Origin of the sequence: Curtobacterium sp. MCLR17_042, from assembly GCF_003234695.1 — a bacterium.
Classification (GTDB): domain Bacteria; phylum Actinomycetota; class Actinomycetes; order Actinomycetales; family Microbacteriaceae; genus Curtobacterium; species Curtobacterium flaccumfaciens.
The window spans coordinates 96,692-114,089 of record NZ_QKTD01000001.1 but is presented as its reverse complement, the minus strand read 5'-3'; the positions used below and the strand labels follow the sequence as shown (position 1 = coordinate 114,089).

Annotated in this window: 22 protein-coding genes; 21 read left to right on the top strand and 1 reads right to left on the bottom strand. The window is 66.0% G+C overall.

All coding sequences use genetic code 11. The features are described 5' to 3' along the window. Window positions 1–5: 5 nt before the first annotated feature. Window positions 6–560 (bottom strand): hypothetical protein, encoded by a 555-nt coding sequence (locus DEJ02_RS00570; RefSeq protein WP_146249194.1) that lies wholly within the window; start codon window positions 558–560, stop codon window positions 6–8. A gap of 377 nt (window positions 561–937) precedes the next feature. On the opposite strand from DEJ02_RS00570, the gene DEJ02_RS18245 reads away from it, so the two are divergent. From DEJ02_RS18245 to DEJ02_RS00470, 21 genes are all read left to right on the top strand, one after another. After that, the gene (locus tag DEJ02_RS18245) at window positions 938–1,201 is read left to right on the top strand and encodes a hypothetical protein (protein WP_146249193.1); all 264 of its coding nucleotides are present in this window, start codon (window positions 938–940) and stop codon (window positions 1,199–1,201) included. Continuing rightward, a complete protein-coding gene (locus tag DEJ02_RS00565) occupies window positions 1,201–1,407 on the top strand; it encodes a hypothetical protein (protein ID WP_111031653.1) in 207 nt (68 codons plus the stop codon). Before DEJ02_RS18245 ends, DEJ02_RS00565 begins: the two co-directional genes overlap by 1 nt. Then, on the top strand, window positions 1,404–1,625 hold the full coding sequence (locus DEJ02_RS00560) for a hypothetical protein (RefSeq protein ID WP_111031652.1): 222 nt from the start codon (window positions 1,404–1,406) through the stop codon (window positions 1,623–1,625). The genes DEJ02_RS00565 and DEJ02_RS00560 overlap by 4 nt, the downstream gene beginning before the upstream one ends. Then, window positions 1,622–1,843: a hypothetical protein gene (locus tag DEJ02_RS00555; protein ID WP_111031651.1), complete on the top strand. Its 222-nt coding sequence runs from the start codon at window positions 1,622–1,624 to the stop codon at window positions 1,841–1,843. Before DEJ02_RS00560 ends, DEJ02_RS00555 begins: the two co-directional genes overlap by 4 nt. 29 nt (window positions 1,844–1,872) lie before the next feature. Next, window positions 1,873–2,340, top strand: a complete 468-nt coding sequence (locus tag DEJ02_RS00550) for an HNH endonuclease (protein WP_111031650.1) — start codon at window positions 1,873–1,875, stop codon at window positions 2,338–2,340. 631 nt (window positions 2,341–2,971) lie between these two features. After that, window positions 2,972–3,415 carry an HNH endonuclease signature motif containing protein gene (locus DEJ02_RS18775; RefSeq protein WP_111031648.1) on the top strand — a complete coding sequence of 148 codons (444 nt, stop codon included), beginning with the start codon at window positions 2,972–2,974 and terminating at the stop codon, window positions 3,413–3,415. Between the two features lie 58 nt (window positions 3,416–3,473). Beyond that, window positions 3,474–3,926, top strand: a complete 453-nt coding sequence (locus tag DEJ02_RS00535; RefSeq protein ID WP_111031647.1) for a phage terminase small subunit P27 family — start codon at window positions 3,474–3,476, stop codon at window positions 3,924–3,926. Continuing rightward, on the top strand, window positions 3,901–5,649 hold the full coding sequence (locus DEJ02_RS00530; RefSeq protein ID WP_111031646.1) for a terminase large subunit: 1,749 nt from the start codon (window positions 3,901–3,903) through the stop codon (window positions 5,647–5,649). Before DEJ02_RS00535 ends, DEJ02_RS00530 begins: the two co-directional genes overlap by 26 nt. Continuing rightward, window positions 5,649–5,789, top strand: a complete 141-nt coding sequence (locus DEJ02_RS18380; protein WP_181435910.1) for a hypothetical protein — start codon at window positions 5,649–5,651, stop codon at window positions 5,787–5,789. Before DEJ02_RS00530 ends, DEJ02_RS18380 begins: the two co-directional genes overlap by 1 nt. After that, window positions 5,786–7,156 (top strand): phage portal protein, encoded by a 1,371-nt coding sequence (locus tag DEJ02_RS00525; RefSeq protein ID WP_181440236.1) that lies wholly within the window; start codon window positions 5,786–5,788, stop codon window positions 7,154–7,156. The genes DEJ02_RS18380 and DEJ02_RS00525 overlap by 4 nt, the downstream gene beginning before the upstream one ends. Further along, window positions 7,153–7,881, top strand: coding sequence for an HK97 family phage prohead protease (locus DEJ02_RS00520; protein WP_111031644.1), 729 nt, complete (start codon window positions 7,153–7,155; stop codon window positions 7,879–7,881). Before DEJ02_RS00525 ends, DEJ02_RS00520 begins: the two co-directional genes overlap by 4 nt. Next, entirely contained in the window at window positions 7,878–9,152 is a 1,275-nt protein-coding gene (locus DEJ02_RS00515) for a phage major capsid protein (RefSeq protein ID WP_111031643.1), read from the top strand. The genes DEJ02_RS00520 and DEJ02_RS00515 overlap by 4 nt, the downstream gene beginning before the upstream one ends. A gap of 105 nt (window positions 9,153–9,257) precedes the next feature. After that, on the top strand, window positions 9,258–9,806 hold the full coding sequence (locus tag DEJ02_RS18375) for a mobile element protein (protein WP_181440235.1): 549 nt from the start codon (window positions 9,258–9,260) through the stop codon (window positions 9,804–9,806). 11 nt (window positions 9,807–9,817) lie between these two features. After that, complete coding sequence (locus tag DEJ02_RS00505; RefSeq protein ID WP_146249192.1) at window positions 9,818–10,135, top strand: hypothetical protein; 318 nt, start codon at window positions 9,818–9,820, stop codon at window positions 10,133–10,135. A 3-nt stretch (window positions 10,136–10,138) separates the two neighbouring features. Further along, window positions 10,139–10,378, top strand: coding sequence for a hypothetical protein (locus DEJ02_RS00500; protein ID WP_111031640.1), 240 nt, complete (start codon window positions 10,139–10,141; stop codon window positions 10,376–10,378). Between the two features lie 248 nt (window positions 10,379–10,626). Next, window positions 10,627–10,938 carry a hypothetical protein gene (locus DEJ02_RS00495; RefSeq protein ID WP_111031639.1) on the top strand — a complete coding sequence of 104 codons (312 nt, stop codon included), beginning with the start codon at window positions 10,627–10,629 and terminating at the stop codon, window positions 10,936–10,938. Continuing rightward, entirely contained in the window at window positions 10,935–11,303 is a 369-nt protein-coding gene (locus DEJ02_RS00490) for a hypothetical protein (protein ID WP_111031638.1), read from the top strand. The genes DEJ02_RS00495 and DEJ02_RS00490 overlap by 4 nt, the downstream gene beginning before the upstream one ends. A 71-nt stretch (window positions 11,304–11,374) precedes the next feature. Beyond that, window positions 11,375–12,004: a hypothetical protein gene (locus tag DEJ02_RS00485; RefSeq protein ID WP_111031637.1), complete on the top strand. Its 630-nt coding sequence runs from the start codon at window positions 11,375–11,377 to the stop codon at window positions 12,002–12,004. Between the two features lie 101 nt (window positions 12,005–12,105). Then, complete coding sequence (locus DEJ02_RS00480; RefSeq protein WP_111031636.1) at window positions 12,106–12,435, top strand: hypothetical protein; 330 nt, start codon at window positions 12,106–12,108, stop codon at window positions 12,433–12,435. Window positions 12,436–12,500: 65 nt separating this feature from the next. Next, on the top strand, window positions 12,501–12,926 hold the full coding sequence (locus DEJ02_RS00475) for a hypothetical protein (protein ID WP_111031635.1): 426 nt from the start codon (window positions 12,501–12,503) through the stop codon (window positions 12,924–12,926). Window positions 12,927–12,980: 54 nt separating this feature from the next. Continuing rightward, entirely contained in the window at window positions 12,981–17,387 is a 4,407-nt protein-coding gene (locus tag DEJ02_RS00470; RefSeq protein ID WP_111031634.1) for a phage tail tape measure protein, read from the top strand. The last annotated feature ends 11 nt before the right edge of the window (window positions 17,388–17,398 follow it).

The window sequence follows — 17,398 nt, the reverse complement described above, 5'->3', positions numbered from 1 at the left end:
TCTCTCTACTGACTCGGCGCGGGTGCGAGCCCCGGCTCACCCGTCGGCTCTCCGCCTTCGTCCAGCACCCGTGTGATGGAGATGATGACGTCGGCACCAACCTCGACGACCTCCCCGACGGTTTCCACTGCGCCGCCGGCATTACTAACAAGCTCCACCGCCAGTAGCACGCCAGTGAGCAGCTTCAGCGCGCGGTTTTTCGGCTTCCCGACAACGGCCTTCTGTAGTAAATCGGCAAGTCCGCTCTGCTCGCGCCGCAGATCCGCGATTGCAGAGAGAATAGCGGCCTGGTCGTCGGCATGCACTGCTTCGACCGCGTCCTGAACTGCCGCCTTTGCGCGGTCGAGCATGTCCCGGGTCCACTGCGGGGCAGACAAAATCTCGATCAATCCGCCCCGCACCGAGAAGGTGCCCTCCATCACCGCGGAGGGCCGGTTGCACGTGGGGCAGCTCTCGGCGTTACCGGACAGTACGAGCTGTCCGATCGATCCTTCATCCCCGATGTCGAGGATTCTCGAGGGGAATGGACCGTGCACGGGGCACTTCGACAGGATTGGCACCGGCCGAGCATACCCACGCTTCGCCAGCAGTCGGTTGGTCTCGTCGACAATCGGTTAGTACCGCCCTGGGATGGGGCTGTCGGAGCCACTTCGGGTTGGCTCCGACGATGGTGGTAGTCCACCCGCGGAGCCGCACCGCGACAACAAGCAGGCACCGCCTTCGAGTGGGCGCATCCGAGACGATGCGTCCTCGCTGACTGCCCTAGGCTCTGCGCCCACTCGTTGTGCTCCCACACTTCCTCGTCACCCGCAGATCAATGATCGCCATCGCGCTGCGTCGAGTCACGAGGACCCCTTAGGCCGAGACCCCCGAGGCAACCCGCGCTGGCATGCGGAACCCGGACGGGTCGGCCGACCACGTCGGAGAGGACAGTGCGATGTTCTGGCTTGGACTCATCGTCGGTATTCTTGGCCCCTGGGCCGCGTGGGCGGTGGTTGCGTCCGTCTGGTGGCTGCTCGCCCCGACGAGACGCTGGCATACCTGCGTGCTCCAGGACTACAGCACGCCAGACCGCACGACGAATCTCGGCCGTGTTCTCGGCTGGCGCTGGCACAAGCTGATTCGTGTGCGCAACGCTGCACACCAAGCCGAGATCGCTCGCATCCGCGCGGTGCGGAATGTTGCACGAGGAGCGGACTGATGCCTGAGCCCATCAAGGAGACCGTCTTCACCGTCGCTCGTGGCGGGAAAGCGATCAGCTCGTACGTCGTCGACCGAGACGAAGCGTTCGTCGAGCTCCGACGCATCGAGAACAACATGCGGGCCGCGATGCTCGAGCCCGACGTGACCCTCGCCACGGTCGTGAAGACCACCACGTACGGCGACCCGGAACCGGTGAATGCATGAGCGAGGTCGACCGCATCGAGTCGGTCCTCATCATGCATGGCACCGTCCCAGGGCTGAAGTGCCACTGCGGCCATCAGTACCGGCCAGGCCAGTCCATCGCCCGCCACCGAGCAACAGCTGTCAGCATTGCACTCACGCTGCACGACGCGGGCGTGAAAGACGACGACCTCGTCGAGGCGACAGCTGCGTCCCTGAATCTGATGCGAGACTACCCGTGACCGCGGGTGACCTCAGCCTCGGCGAGTACCGCAGCGCGAAGCTGGACCTGCTCGCCGGCATCGAAGCTCAGCTCACCCTCATCGCCCAGAACACGGCCCACGCGGACGTGCACCTCAGCGAAGAGCAAATCGCCAACGCCTGGGAAGCACGCGGCCTCCGCATGTACGGCGACGAAGTCGTGGAAACACTTCGCGACCTCGGCATCGAAGTCGACTGACGACCTGCGCAGCAGCCGAAAGGTGGCCGATGAAGCGGGACATCGACACCTCGATCATCTGCAGAGGCGGCTGCCAACGTCAACGGGCGGAATGCAACACGGGGTGGGCGCGCGGGGTCTGTGACCGCTGCCGCAGAGCCCTGAAGGGCGATGGGCGCTACGAGGAAGTTGCGCTTCCGATCGAGCCACGGAAGAACCAGTTCGAGGCGCTCTACCCAGTGGGCACGACCCGCAAGATCGATGCCGGTTACGTGTACGTCAAGACTGACGTCGGATGGATGCCAGAACATCGGCATGTCATGGAACAGAGCCTCGGCAGGCAGCTCACGGCAGGTGAGAACGTGCACCACCGAAACGGTGTGCGAGACGACAACCGCATTGAGAATCTCGAACTGTGGTTCGTTCCGCAGCTGAGGGGTCAGCGAGTCGAAGAACTCATCGAGTACATGGCGACCCATCACCGAGATCAGATGATGGAACGGCTACTAGGTCACTGATGGCGTCCCTCGAAGACGACATCAGCAGCCACCGAGTGCGGTCCAACCGGTGGCCGGCACCACTCACCCCGCACCCCCAGACAGTGGCCGAGATCAACCAGGTCATGTCCGACGTCGTAGAGGACCGGGACTGATGCCCACCCGGCCACCCATGCGCTGCTCAGCCCTCGACTGCGACGAACTCGCCACCAACCGGGGACGGTGCGCTGAACACCAGAGGAAGCGGCGCAGCGGCGCACACCGCGTCATCCCAGGCGACGGACGCAACACCTCGAGGTGGCGAACCGAGTCCACCCAGTACCTCCGCACCAACCCACGCTGCCGAGTGTGCGACGGACCAGCAACCGTCGTCGACCACATCGTGGAGCTCGCTGACGGCGGCGCCATGTGGGACCACGCCAACTGGTCGCCGCTCTGCGCTGGGCACCACCTCTCCAAGACCAAGCAGGCCGCACGCCAACGAGCGTCCCGCCTTGCACACCAGACCCGGGCTGAGCAGTCCACGCCATCACTGGCGATGCAGATGTGGGAACGGATGCGCTGAGCGGGCGCGGCCACCTGACGGTGAGCTATCAACCAGCGCTCCCCACCCCTCACGACTGCTCAGCCCCGGACACACCGAGGAGCCTGCATGCCTACCATCCCCGTGGCGGAACGTATCGAGCGGCGGATCGAAGCCACACCATTCGGATGCTGGCAGTGGACAGGTCGCATCGACCGGTACGGCTACGGCGCCATCAAGGTCGACCGTGCACCCAGGCCCGCACACCGGGTCAGCTTCGAGGCGTTCGTCGGACCCATCGCTGAGGGCATGCAGCTCGACCACCTCTGCCGCAACCGATCGTGCGTCAACCCCGACCACCTCGAGCAAGTGGACACCAAGACCAACACGCGACGAGGAGTCAGGCCCAACAGGCTTCTCTGCCCCAACGGACACCCGCGTACCCCAGACAACCTCTACGTCGACCCAAGTGGCGCGCGGTCATGCCGAACGTGCCACCGCGGAGCTGCTGCAGCCCACCGAGCACGCCAGGGTACCCAGGGGGCGTCAACATCACCACGAATCGGCGGATAAGAGCGCCCGCCGGTAGCTACGTGTTTCGCGTCTCACTTCGACGACTAGGGGGTCTCCGATGCCTCGTGCTGCGAAGCCGGCGGCTCTGCGTCTCGTTGAGGGTCGTGGGAATGGTCGTGACAGTGGTGGTCGGAAGGTTGTGGATGCTCCGGCGTTCAAGCGGGTGCCTCCGTCGGCTCCTGAGTGGTTGTCGGATGAGGCGGTCGCTGAGTGGAACCGTGTGGTTCCGGAACTCACCCGTCTTGACATCGTGAAGGCGGAGGATCGGGCGGTTCTGGCGACGTACTGCGAGACGTGGTCGGAGTTCAAGGCTGCGACGTTGGCTCTGCAGGAGCATGGGTCGTTGACGATCGAGGCGAAGCAGGGTGAGATCCCGCATCCGGCGGTTGCGATCAGGCGGAATGCGGGGCATCGGCTGCAGCTGCTGGCACGGGAGTTTGGACTGACGCCGAGCTCGGAGCAGAGCTTGGCGAAGGAGTCCGACGATGGGGAAGACGACAACCCGTTCTGACGCCCTGGACGAGGCGGACCTCGAGCGGCTGAAGCTCTCTCCGGAGGTCGCCTGGTACTTGCAGGACCGCGGCTACCCGTTGCCGGAGATCCCGCCGAAGTTCAAGACTCCTGAGCCGCGTGAGGTTGAGGGTGCACAGTTCGACCCGGAGCGGGTCGACAAGGTGCTGAAGACGTTTCACCTCCTGCGGCACACGCAGGGGAAGTGGGCGGGGAAGCCGCTGGATCCTGACCCGTGGCAGATCGCGTACGTGATCGCGCCGGTGTTCGGGTGGGTGCAGTGGGATGAGGACGCGCTCGCGATGGTGCGGATAATCCGTGACGTGATGGTCGACGTGCCCCGCAAGAACGGGAAGTCGACTCTCGCAGGTGGCATCGCCGTCTACATGACCGGCGCTGACGGTGAGTCGGGCGGTCAGGTTGTGACGGCCGCTTCGACGGAACGTCAGGCGGGGTTCGTGTTCGGGCCGATCAAGCAGTTGGTGGAGAAGACGCCGGCGCTTGCTGGTCGGTTCAAGGCGCACCAGAAGCGGATCGTGCACCCGAAGTCGGGGTCGTACATCGAGGTCATCTCGTCGGCTGCTGATGCGCAGCACGGCGCGAACTTGCACTGCTTCATCGTCGATGAGCTCCACGTCCACAAGACGCCGGACTTGGTTCGGACGCTCGAGACTGGCCGCGGTTCGCGGACGCAGCCGTTGGGCATCCGGATCACGACGCCGGACGCGTCGAAGTCGGGGACGATTTACGACGAGACGCGGCTGTACGTCGAGAAGCTCGCTGCGGGGACGATCGAGGACCACTCCTGGTACGGCGCCATCTGGGGCGCTGACGAAGAGGACGACCCGTTCGCACCCGAGACCCAGCGGAAGGCGAACCCGGGGTACGGCATCAGCCCGTCCCGCAAGCAGCTCGAGAGCGCGGCGCTGAAGGCGAAGAACTCCCCTGCGGAGCTCGGCGACTTCTTGCGGCTGCACCTCGGTATCCGGACGAAGCAGGAGTCGCGGTACCTGACGCTGGACTCGTGGGACCGGAACGATCAGCCGGTTGACGAGGCGAAGCTGGCAGGGCGCAAGGCGTTCGGCGGTTGGGACCTTGCATCCACGTCTGACCTCACTGCCTGGGTGCTGCTGTTCCCTGACGCGACTGGCTATGACGTGCTTGCTCGATTCTGGATCCCGGAGGGTGGCCTCGCGGCGCTCGACAAGCGGACGGCTGGTAACGCATCGGCGTGGGTCCGTCAGGGATGGCTGACCACGACACCCGGGAACGTCACGGACTACGCGTACGTGCAGGCGCAGATCGAGAAGGATCTCGAAGTCTTCGACGTCGTGTCCATCGGCTTCGACCCGTGGAACGCGACCCAGATGGTCAACAGCCTGCAAGCGAGCGGCGTCAACAACTTGGTGCGCGTGTACCAGGACTTCCGGCGGCTCTCCCCTCCCATGAAGGAGTTGCAGCGTCTGCTGTTGAAGGGAACGGTCGAGAAGCCTCTCTTCCGTGCTGGGAAGAACCCAGTGCTGCGGTGGAACGTCGACAACCTGTCGGTTGACCGGGACGCGAACGACAACGTCAAGCCGAACAAAGCCGACTCGCGCGACAAGATCGATGGTGTCGCGGCGGCCATGAACGCACTGTCCGAAGCTCTGGTCACGAAGCCGAAGAAGAAGAACCCGTACAACGATCCGGACGCAAGCGTGTTCGGCACCTCGGAGGTGGCGTGATGACTCGTGCAGCTGTCGTGATCCTCCTCGAGATCCTCGGGGTGCTGCTCATCACCGCGGGCGTCGCAGCCGTGTACTGGCCGGCGGCGCTCGTCGTCGCGGGTGTGGCCCTGTTCCTGATCGCTTGGAGGATGACGTGAGCCTGTTCTTCAAGAAGTCGTCGGACCAGTCGAACGGGCAGATCCTCGCGGAGTTCCCGTCCCTGTCGACGCCGTGGCGGTACGACGGCCGGTCGATCGTCGCTGACCCGGGGATCCCGCTGACGGACTACGCGCAGTCGGCGTACTCGATCTGGCAGTCGCAGCCGTCGGTGCGGAAGGTCGTCGACTTCATCGCGACGAAGATCGCGTCCACTCCGATGAAGGTGTACCGCCGTGACGGGGACACTGACCGGAAGCGGGTCACGGATGGGCCCCTTGCGGAGCTAATCCGGGAGCCCCAGAAGCACCTGACCCAGTACCGGTTCTGGCACACCCTGCTGTGTGACTTCCTGGTCTACGACCGGTTCATGGCGCAGCTGGTGCCGTCCGCTGACTCGCGAGCTGGCGTGGTGCTGCAGCACTGGCCGGCGCAGTCGTGGCGGTTCACGTTCACGGGCACGTCGCTCGTTGACGGGGTCGACCTGTACGTGGGTGATGGGAAGCCGAAGCACATCAGCCTTGACGGGCTGTTCTTCGACCGCGGGTACGGGTCCGGGAACGGCACTCCCCCGATCGAGACGTTGCGGCACATCCTCGACGAGTACACCGAGTCCGTGAAGTACCGGAGCGCGATTCACAAGAAGGGCGCCCGATTCCCGGCAGTTGTCACGCAGGCCGTGGTGCCCGACGTAGAACCTCTCGACTCGGCAGCACGACAGCGCCTCGAGGCGGAGATGTCGAACTGGTCCGACGGTGGTGGCAGTGAGGGCAAGATGCCTGTCCTGCCGATCGGCGCGGACGTCAAAAAGGTCGACATCTTCTCGCCGAAGGACATGCAGGAGGTCGAGGGGCGCACCCTCACCGACATCGAGGTTGCTTCGGCGTACCACATCCCTCCGGAGATGATCGGTTCGCGGCAGGGGAACTACTCCAACATGGAGGCGTTCCGGCAGTCGCTGTACCGCGATGCTCTGGGCCCGCACTTCGTGCAGTTCGAGCAGGCGTTCAACGCGCACATCACTCCTCTCCTCAACGGTGGCGACGAGTCGCTGTACGTCGAGTTCGACCTCGGCGCGAAGCTGCGCGGGTCGTTCGAGGAGTCCGCGGCGATCATGTCGACCGCGACTGGTGGTCCGTGGTTGACGATCAACGAAGCCCGGGCGATGGACAACCGGCCGGCGATCGAGGGCGGCGACGACATCATCACACCGCTGAACGTGGTCCGTGGTGGTGGCCCGCAGGCGTCCCCGGGTGATGCGACCCCGGAAGTTGCGAAGGCGTACGACCTGCTCCGCAGCAAGGGGCTGGATCCGAAGCAGGCGATGGAAGTGCTCTGGGCGACCGGGCAGTTGGAGGCAAGCGCATGAAGACGAAGAGCTTCAACGCCAACGTGAAGGCCGTCGGCACCGCTGACGGCCTCGGCGACGGTCAGTTCACGGCACTCGTCGCGGTGTTCGGCAACAAGGACCACGGCGGAGACGTCATCGTCCCGGGTGCGTTCGCCGAGTCGCTGCGCGACTGGGCGGCGTCGGGTGACGCGATCCCCGCGATCTGGTCGCACCAGTGGTCGGATCCGTTCGCGCACATCGGGTGGAGCCTGTCCGCTGCGGAGACCGCTGACGGTCTCCTCGTGACCGCGCAGCTGGACCTCGAGAACCCGACGGCGCTGCAGACGTACAAGCTGCTGAAGCAGCGTCGGGTGAAGGAGTTCTCCTTCGGGTACGACGTCGTCGATGGTGGCTACGTCACGCAGGACGAGGACGAGTTCTTCGAGCTCCGGAAGCTGAACCTGATCGAGTTCGGGCCGACGCTCAAAGGCATGAACCCGGAGACGCAGCTGCTCGGGACGAAGTCAGACGAGGACATCCGCCGCATCGTGCGTGAGGAACTTGCCGCCGACCCTCGGGAGGTGGAGCCGACACCCAACGTCGAGGTTCCGCCCGACCCCACCGAATCTTCCGGCGCCCCGCCGGAAAGCTCACCTCCCCAGGATGGGGAACCGTCAGGCCCGTCGAAATCGGCGGGCCTTACTCATGCCCAAGTGGCGGCCTGGGCGACCGCAGCAGAACTGATCCTGATGGAGGAACGATGAAGACGCTCCGAGAGAAGCTCGCGGCCGTCCTGGCCGAAGCGAAGAGCATCGCCGATCTGGCGAAGTCCGAGGACCGTGAGTTCACGGCGGACGAGATCACCAAGATCGGTGAGCTGAAGTCGCAGGCCGACGAGCTCACCGTGCAGGTGAAGGCCGCGGACGACGCGCAGTCGAACATGAAGACGCTCCTCGCGTCCACGTCGCCGGCGAAGTCCGACGACGAGCCGAAGCCGGCCGAGGATCAGCCCGACGGCTTCAAGTCGTTCGGTGAGGCGTACACGGAGTCGGCGCCGTACCAGCAGCTCATCAAGTCGAACCCGGGCGGGTTCGGTGAGGGGTCGCTGATCCAGCTGCCGAAGGTCACCGTCGGGGCGAAGGGTCGCGGTCTGAAGGCCGACCCGAACCCCCTCTCCGTCGCCGTGGGCCGTCTGCAGCCCACGCGTCTGCCGCAGGTGGACCTGACGTACCAGCGTCCCCTGACGCTGCTCGACCTGATCTCGACCGGGTCGATCACCGGCAACAGCTTCGACTACGTGCAGATCACCTCGGTGCTCCGCAACGCGGGCATCGTCAAGGACGAGATCCTGCCGACGGACCCCGCGTCTGCTCTGAAGCCCCTGTCCGACCTGTCGACCGCCATCGCCACCGGCAAGGTGTTCACCTACGCCGACGGCTACACCGTCACGAACGAGCTCCTCGCCGACGCGGGTGCGTTCGCGTCCTACCTGAACGGGCAGCTCGCGTACAACATCCGGGCCGTGATCGAGAACTACCTCCTCAACGGCACGGGTGCTGCAGGCCAGCCCACGGGCATCCTGAACACCACCGGCATCCAGCAGATCGCCGCTGCTGGCACCGACCCGGTCAAGATCCCCGTGTCGATCCGCAAGGCGCTCACCGCCCTCGACGAGGTCGGAGCACAGGTCACCGGCATCGTCCTCAACCCGGCCGACGCTGAGGTGCTGGATCTCATGCAGGACGGGAACCAGCGCTTCTACGGCAACGGTCCGTTCGGTGCTGGTCCCCGCACTCTGTGGGGCCGTCCGTACGTGACCGCGCAGGCGATCCCGGAGGGCACCGCGCTCGTCGGTGACCTGTCGACGATCAACGTCCTCGAGCGTGAAGCGCTGTCCGTGGTCGCGTTCAACCAGCACGCCGACTACGCACGACGCAACCTCGTGTACGTGCGTGCGGAGCTGCGTGCCGCGCAGGTCATCTACAAGCCGGCGCACCTCGCCCTCGTCGAGCTCGGCACGGTGGCGGCCGGCTGATGACGGGCGGGATGGTCGTCATCAACGGGATCCGGTATCGGATCGAAGACGCGAACCGTCTCGGTCTGGTGCACAACAAGGCACGCGGTGTGGAGGAGGCAGGACGTGACTCTGCAGGAGACGACGCTGCCCCCGCTGGCCGATCCAGCCGATCTCGCGGCAAGGCTCGGCAAACCGGCGAGTGACCCGGGGATCGCTCTGGCGCTGCGTATGGCGTCGGAGCGGTTCCGCGGTCAGACCCGGAACCCCATCAGCCTCGTCGAGGACGACACGATCGTTCTCGACGGGGCGGGTGCCCGGGTGCTCCGGCTTCCGGTGTGGCCGGTTGTGTCTGTCGCGAGTTTGACGGTGGCGGGGCAGACAGTGCTTGACCCTGAGTGGTCGGCTGCTGGTCTGCTCCGCCTCCCCGCACGGTTCCCCGATGTGTGGCGGTCGGTCGAGGTCGTGTACACGCATGGCTTCGCCGACGTCCCGGGTGACGTGCAGGAAGTGGTCTTGGACCAGGCTGCGTCGATCTCCGAGGCGTCGCCGTGGTTGTCGCAGTTCACGTCGGGGCAGGAGCAGGTCGCGATGGCGGCTGCTGCGACTGTCGGGACGACGTCGCAGTGGGCTCGAGCGGTCGCCCGGTACCGCATCGGCGGTGACCACTGGTGATCCTCGCGAACATGCTGCACCGCGACACGGTCACCGTGCAGCGCATCACCGAGGGTGCGCCTGACGAGGACGGCGTGCCCACCAAGACGGTCATCAACCACGACATCGACGGCTGCAACGTGCAGCCCGTGGGGACGAAGGAATCTCTCGGGCAGAACGACATCGTCACCTCACGGTGGATGGTGTCGACCCGTGAACCGCAGGACTGGATCCAGGCTGCGGACACGGTCATCTGGCGCGGTCAGACGTACTACGTCGATGGCCGGCCGCAGACGTACTGGAACGTGCTCCCGCACACGGAGTTCGTGATCACCGAGACGAAGGGCTGACGGATGTCGGACAAGATCAGCGTGAACGGCAACGAGTACCGGCTCGAGGATGCGGTGCGTCTGGGGTTGGTGGAGCCGAAGCACATTCCTGTGGTGGAGACGGTTCCGTCGGAGGTGTGGACGGTCGCAGAGATCGACGCGTGGGCTGACAAGCGCGGCATCGACCTGTCGGGGGCGAAGACGAAGCCGGAGAAGCTGGCGGTCATCGCGGACTTCGAGTACGTGAAGCAGGCGGTCAGCTGATGTCCGAGCCGAAAGGTGTCCGCTGGCGGACGATCGGACGACATGTTTCCTGGCTCACTGGCCGCACCTGGTCGTGGCGAGCGTCGGAGCGGATCCGCAAGCCGGTGTTCCTCGACCACCTTTACACGCGCCAGGCGACCAGGCTCGGCATCGGGCCGATCGCCGTTTGGATCGACTGGGAGCGGGGCCACAACCTTCCCCCTGAGCCGAACCTCCTTCGGCGCTGGGTCACGGGGCGGGCATAGACGATGCCGAAGGTCGTCATCGGCCGGGGGATCATCGATCAGGCGGTCCGGAACCCTGCGGTGCGGAAGGCGATGCGCGACAAGGCGGACCGGATCCTGCCGCGCGCTCAACGGCTGGCGTACTCGGCTGGTGCGAAGCAGTTCGGTGACTCCCTACGTGTGGAGGAGGGCACTCGTCCTGGAGCGAAGGCGAACGGCGGGTACAAGCGTCCGTTCGCTCGTGTGATCGCGACGTCTGCTGACGCGACCGCGGTGGAGCACGGCGACGTGGGTGTGTCGAAGCAGGCGATCCTGCGGAGAGCGATGGGCGCATGAACGTGTACGGGGTGTGGCCCAACGTGGAGCGTGTGCTCCTCGCCTACTTGAAGCAGGAGACGGGCGCTGCGACGTACACGGAGACCCCGTCGAACCTCGAGACCGTGGCACCGTGCATCGTCGTGGAGCGGATCCCTGGCGGGTTCGGCCGCGACTACGAGAAGACGTTCCACGTCGACCTGACGGTGTTCGCGAAGACCCGCGGCGCTGTGTGGGATCTCGTCCAGAAAGTCGAAGTCGCGATGGTCCTCTGCAACCTGTTCGACCAGGTCCGCGAGTCCGACTCGTTCGGGAATGTCGCGTACTCGAATGCGGCGCTGCGTCGTGCTGTCGGCACGTACGAGCTCGACGCGCGCCCCCAATAGGCCGCTCACCAACACTCATCACCCATTCAGCCGTCCGCACGTCGGGCGGCTTTGTCGTTCAAGGAGAACGCATGCCTGACGTGGTCGACCAGATGGTCAACGACAACCGCAACATCCACAAGTGGCGCAGGGTCATCCTCGCCATCGCGGACTACTCCGCCGACGTCCCCGAGGCGTTCTTCGGTACCGATGGGAAGCCGATCGCGCTCCCCACCGGGTACAAGAACATGGGGTTCATCACGACCGACGGCATCTCGCACTCGTACGACCTGTCGGTCGACGAGACGAACATGCTGCAGGACCTCGAGCCGGTCCGGTCCGACAACACGTCGAAGTCGCACACCTTCCAGGTGGCGTTCGGTGAGACGAACGGGTGGACCAAGGCGCTGGCCTACGGCAAGCCCGTGTCGGAGTGGCCGTCGGACAAGAACGCGGCGTGGATCTTCGACGAGGACCCCGACTCCGGTGACGCCTACTACCGGGCGATCACGCTCGCGCAGGACGGCGTCGGTGACGGAGCTGTGTACCGCGTCGAGGCGGCGTACCGGATCAAGGTCACCGACATGGACGACCGAGCGATCAACAACTCCGACGTCGAGGAAGTGAACCGGACGTTCACGATCTACCGCGACCCGGTGATCGGGAAGTCGTACACGGAGGCGCAGACCGCCGCGACCGGCGTCGTCGTCTCCGGCGGCTGACCCTTCCCCCCAAGACCAGGTGGCGGCGTCGTTTGGTGAGCTGCGCCGCCGCCACCTGTTACCCCTGCTCACGAGCTCACCAAGCTCACTAGGAGACCCGCATGACCAGCAAGGCTGACAAGAACCGTCGCACGTCGTACACCCTCGCCGCCGCTCGGCGGAAGGTCGAAGAGTCCGTCGGTGGCGACACGATCGAGATCTTCGTGGAAGAGGGTGGCGAGGCGTTCTACCTGCCCCACCCGTACTTCTACGACAACGACACCAAGAAGGCGCTGAAGGGCGCCGACGACGAGGACGACTCCGCGCAGGGCCGCATCCTCCTCGGCGACGAGCAGTACGAACGGTTCATCGAGGCCGGCGGGACCGATGAGGGCATCAACCTCGTCATGATCGCGGTCGGTCAGGACCTGAAGGACTCGCAGGGAAACTGACGGGGGTAGACCTCGACGAGTTCGACCTCGAGATCGCGGACCTGCCGGCGACGCACCCCGTCGCTGTGCAGGTCCGCACCGAGGCGATGCTGCAACTGTTCGGGGATCACCTCCGTTCCGGCGATGCAGCGTTGCAGGCCACGTACGGCGGCCGGGATGTGCTGCGTGAGTTCCTCCGCGGCCGCATCTCGGTGTGGCAGTTGCGTGGCCTGGTCGAGGCTCTACCCCCCGATTCGGCGTTCCACCGTGCCGTGCGGGAGAACGACTGGGCGGACGGCGACTGGATCAGCCGCGACACGAACTCGGTGCTGCGCGCCCAGTTGGCGCTGATCGAGGCGTTCCTCGCGGGTGAGAAGCGACCGAAGAAACCCGACTACCTGCCGTCTCCTCTTGATGGGCGTGACGTGCGGGACGCGGCGGAACAGGAACTCGACGAGCGGCAGCTCGTGGAGATGCAGGAAGTCGCTGACGGCTGGTTCGCGAACAACTAGACATTGGAGTGCCTCGTGGCCGGTTCCGCTGTATGGCTCGATGTGCTCCCCTCGATGTCGAAGTTCGCGTCGACGATGACGAAGCAGGCAGGCACCGCGGCGAAAGTTGCGGGCCTGTCTGCTGGCCGGCAGTTCTCCGCTGGTGTCGCGGCTGGCGGTTCCACGTCCGCGGCGAAGACGCTCGTGCAGGAGCTCGAGGTCGCGTCGAAGCGTGCCGCGAAGGTCGTGCAGGCCGAGAAGGTCGCGATCGCGAAGGCGCGTTCGGAGGAGAAGGCCGCCGCCGTCGGTGTGCAGGCGGCTGAGGCTCGTCTCGCTGAACAGCGGAAGAAGTACGCGGCGTCGTCGTCGCAGGCGTTGAAGGCCGAACAGCAGCTCACGTCCGCGCGCGGCAAGCAGCAGACCGCCGGCATGAAGGTCGTCGCCGTCGAGGACCAGCTGAAGGCTGCGTTCAACGAGCAGAAGGCCGTCACTGGGCAGCTGTCGGCAGCGCAGGGTCAGGCGTCGAAGCAGTCCGCGTTGATGACGGGACGGTTCTCGAAGCTCGCCGCGGCCGGCGCTCCCTTGTCCTCTGGGCTGGGGAAGGTCGCTGCTGGCGCGAAGAACGTCGCGGCCACGGCTCTGGCAACACTGAAGCCGCTCGCGGGGATGGCTGCCGGGTTCGGCGCGATCATCGGCGCTGGGCAGGTCATCAAGCTCGGCAACGAGTACACGGCGACGATGAACGAGCTGCAGGCCGTCGCGAACCTCACCGGCAAGCAGATGATCGAAGTCGGGCGCACTGCCCGCGAGTTGGGTTCCGACCTCACCCTCCCCGCGACGTCCGGCAAGGACGCTGCGGACATCATGCTCGAGCTCGCCAAGGGCGGTCTCTCTGCCCGTGACGCGATGGAAGCGGCGAAGGGCACGATCCAGCTCGCTGCTGCCGCGCAGGTGTCGGGCGGTCGTGCTGCGGAGATCCAGGCGAACTCCCTCAACCAGTTCGGGCTCGCGGCGAAGGACGCTGCGATGGTCGCCGACGTCCTCGCGAACACCGCGAACGCTGCGGCCGGTGGTGTCGACGACATCGCCCTGTCGATGAAGTACGTCGGCCCCGTCGCGAACACCCTCGGCATCAGCATCTCCGACACTGCGTCGGCGATCGGCATCCTCGCGAACAACGGCTTGAAGGGCGACACGGCAGGTACTGCCCTCCGCGGCATGCTCGCGTCCCTCGCGCGGCCGTCGAAGCAGGCGCAGAAGGCCGTCGACTCGCTGAACCTGTCCGTCTTCGACCAGGAAGGCCGCTTCGTCGGTCTCCGCACCGTCATCGAGCAGCTCTCCGAAGCGCGCAAGGTGATGACGCAGGAGGACTTCGCGTCCCAGGCGGTCCTCGCGTTCGGCCGTGAGCCGCTCGCCGCGGTCGCCGCCCTCGCGAAGACCGGTGCCACGAACTTCGACAGCATGGCCGGCGCGGTGACCCGTCAGGGCGGCGCAGCTGCGGTCGCGCAGTCGAAGATGAAGGGTCTCGGCGGCGCGATGGACAAGCTGCAGTCGCAGCTTGAAGACGTCGCACTCGGCATCTACCAGACCGTGACCCCTGCCCTCGAGGGCATCGCGAACGGTGCTGCGAAGGGCCTCGACGGCGCCGGTAGCAAGGTCACGAACTTCCTTGACCTGATGGGCGGCCTTGGCAAGCTTGCCTTCACCGGGAAGGTGTCGCTGGGTCTGACGGCGACCACGAACTTCGTCCCGGACTCGCCTCAGGTGAAAGCGATCCTCGCCGCACGGCAGGTCGTCATCGATGCGTTGAACGACGTGCGGACGTTCGTGACGACTGCTCTCGTGCCGTCGTTCAAGAACCTGCTGGTCGCGATCGGCCCGGTCGCCGCGATCATCGGTGGGGCATTCCTCCTCGCGTTCCGCGCTGCAGCCGCAGTGCTCCGGTTCATCGGTCCCACGCTGCTGGCGGTCACCGGGTTCCTCCGGGAGCACGAGATCGTCGTCGGCCTCGTCGCTGGTGCTGTCGGGTTCCTCGTCGCCGCGTATTGGTCGATGCAGGTAATCCCCGGGATCATCGGCGCCGTCACCGCGGCAACCCTGATCGCCAAGCGCGCACAGGAAGGGTTCGCGCTCGCCTCGTACGGGGCTGCAGCAGCAACGCAGGCTCAGGGGCTGGCGGGCAAGGCAGGAGTCGCGGTCTTCGGGCTGTGGCGCGGTGCCGTCGCCGTCGCTACCGCGGCGCAGTGGGCGTACAACGCAGCACTGCTCGCGAACCCGATCGGCCTGGTAGTCGTGGCGATCGTCGCGGCCATCGCTGCCCTCGCAGCGCTGGTCGCCGGTGTCATCTGGGCGTACAAGAACCTCGGCTGGTTCAAGACTGCGGTCGACGCCGTCTGGACCGGAATCCAGGTCGGTGCGAAGGCAGTCGGCGCAGCAGCCATGTGGCTGTGGAAGACCGTGTTCGTGCCGGCGCTGACCGGCATCGGGACGGCCGCGATGTGGGTGTGGAACACGGTCCTGAAGCCGGTCTTCTCGGGCATTATGACCGTGGTCCGCGCGGTCGGAGCCGTGTTCACTTGGTGGTGGCAGAACGTCACCATGCCCGTGTTCCGCGGCATCGCTGCAGTCGCGGGCTGGTTCGGGAACACGATCTCCGCGATCTTCGACCTCGTCATCGCGATGGTGAAGTTCGCCCTCGCGCCGGTGTTCAACTTCGTGGCGCAGGTCGCGAAGGTCGCGTTCGCGGCGATCGTGGCAGGCGTCCGTTGGTGGTGGGGCTTGACCTCCACCGTGTTCAACATCGCGGTCGTTTTCCTCCGCGGCACGCTCGGCGCCGCGTTCACCTGGGTCAGCAGCATCGTGCGGATCGCGTTCGCAGCGATCAGCGCTGTGACGTCAGCCTGGTGGGCTCGAGTGCGGGTGATCTTCGCGGCCACGAGCGCGTACATCCGCGGGACGCTCGGTCCGGTGTTCACCTGGCTGAACCGCTCGATCATCGCTCCGGCGATGACCGGGATCCGTGTTGCGGTCGGTGCGCTCTGGTCGTGGCTGAAGCCGGTGTTCGACAAGCTCGCAACGGTGGCGAAGGTCACGATCCCGGCTGCGTTCGGTGTGATGAAGAACAGCATCGGCAAGGCGTGGGAGGCCATCAAGACTGCCGCGAAGCTGCCGATCCGGTTCGTTGTTGAAACGGTTATCAACAAGGCACTCATCGGCAACTTCAACAAGGTCGCCGGGTTCTTCGGGACGAAGAAGATCGACCCGATCTCGCTCCCCAAGGGGTTCGCCGGCGGCGGCATCATCCCCGGACGATCGCGGATGCGCAACGGCGACGACCACCTGCGCCCCATGCGCCAAGGTGAGGGTGTCCTCGTCTCCGAGGGCCTGCGCACATCGGCCGACCGCAGCGCGTTCCTCGCTGCGAACGCGGCTGGGCGTCGGGGCGTCGGCTTCGCGTCCCTCCTGCAGGGTGGGTACGCGAAGGGCGGCGTCGTCAAGAAGAGCTCCGGCTCGGATGGCGGCAACGGCAACGGGCTCCTGTCCGGTGCGAAGGCTGCCTGGAACTGGACCAAGGGTGCCGCTGGCGCCGCGTGGGACTGGACGAAGAACGCTGCGGAGACCGCTTCGCAGGTGGTGTCCGATCCCATGGGGACCCTCGGGAAGCTCGTGAAGTCCGTGATCGGGAACATCCCCGGCGCGGGCGGCATGGTTGACGCTGCAGCGGGCATGGGCAACAAGCTCCTGTCCGGTGCTGTCTCCGTGCTGAAAAACATGGGCGGCGCTGGCGACGTCGGGAACTTCGGCGGGTCGGGCGCGAACGGGCAGCTGCCGAAGTCGGCTCTGTCGAAGGTGTCCGGGTTCACGGGCGGTCCTGGTGTCGGCCCAATCGGCGGGTACCTCCGGAAGGCTGCTGCGGTCGCGTGGGAGGCGATGCAGCGGGCGTTCGGTGGTGGCCTGTCGTTGACGGAGGGGTACCGGGATCTCGCGAACCAGCAGATGCGGTACTCCGCGTACCGGGCTGGCCGGGGGAACCTTGCGGCGACGCCTGGCACGTCGGTCCACGGGTACGGGCTTGCTGCTGACGTTGGTGGTGGATCGCAGGCGTGGATGCGTGCGAACGGTCCCCGGTTCGGCTGGTACCCGACGGGACTGTCCTTCGCGCAGCGTGAGCCGTGGCACTTCGAGTACAAGGGCGGCAAGGCTGCTGGCGGTATGGCAGCTGGTGGCATTGTCGGCGGGTTGACGCCCACCCTGTACGACAAGGGCGGGGTGCTGCCGCAGGGGCTGTCTCTGGTGCAGAACAACCTCCGGGACCCGGAGGTGGCGCTGCCGATGCAGACGCTGCGGGAGATCGTCTCGACCGAGGGTGGTGGCGGCACCAAGCACTGGGAGCCGCACTTCCACAACGAGGGCCGCGACGTCACGCTCCGTGACTTCATGCAGAAGACGCACGAGATCGAAGTACTGACGGGTGGCCGTTGATCGGAGGCATC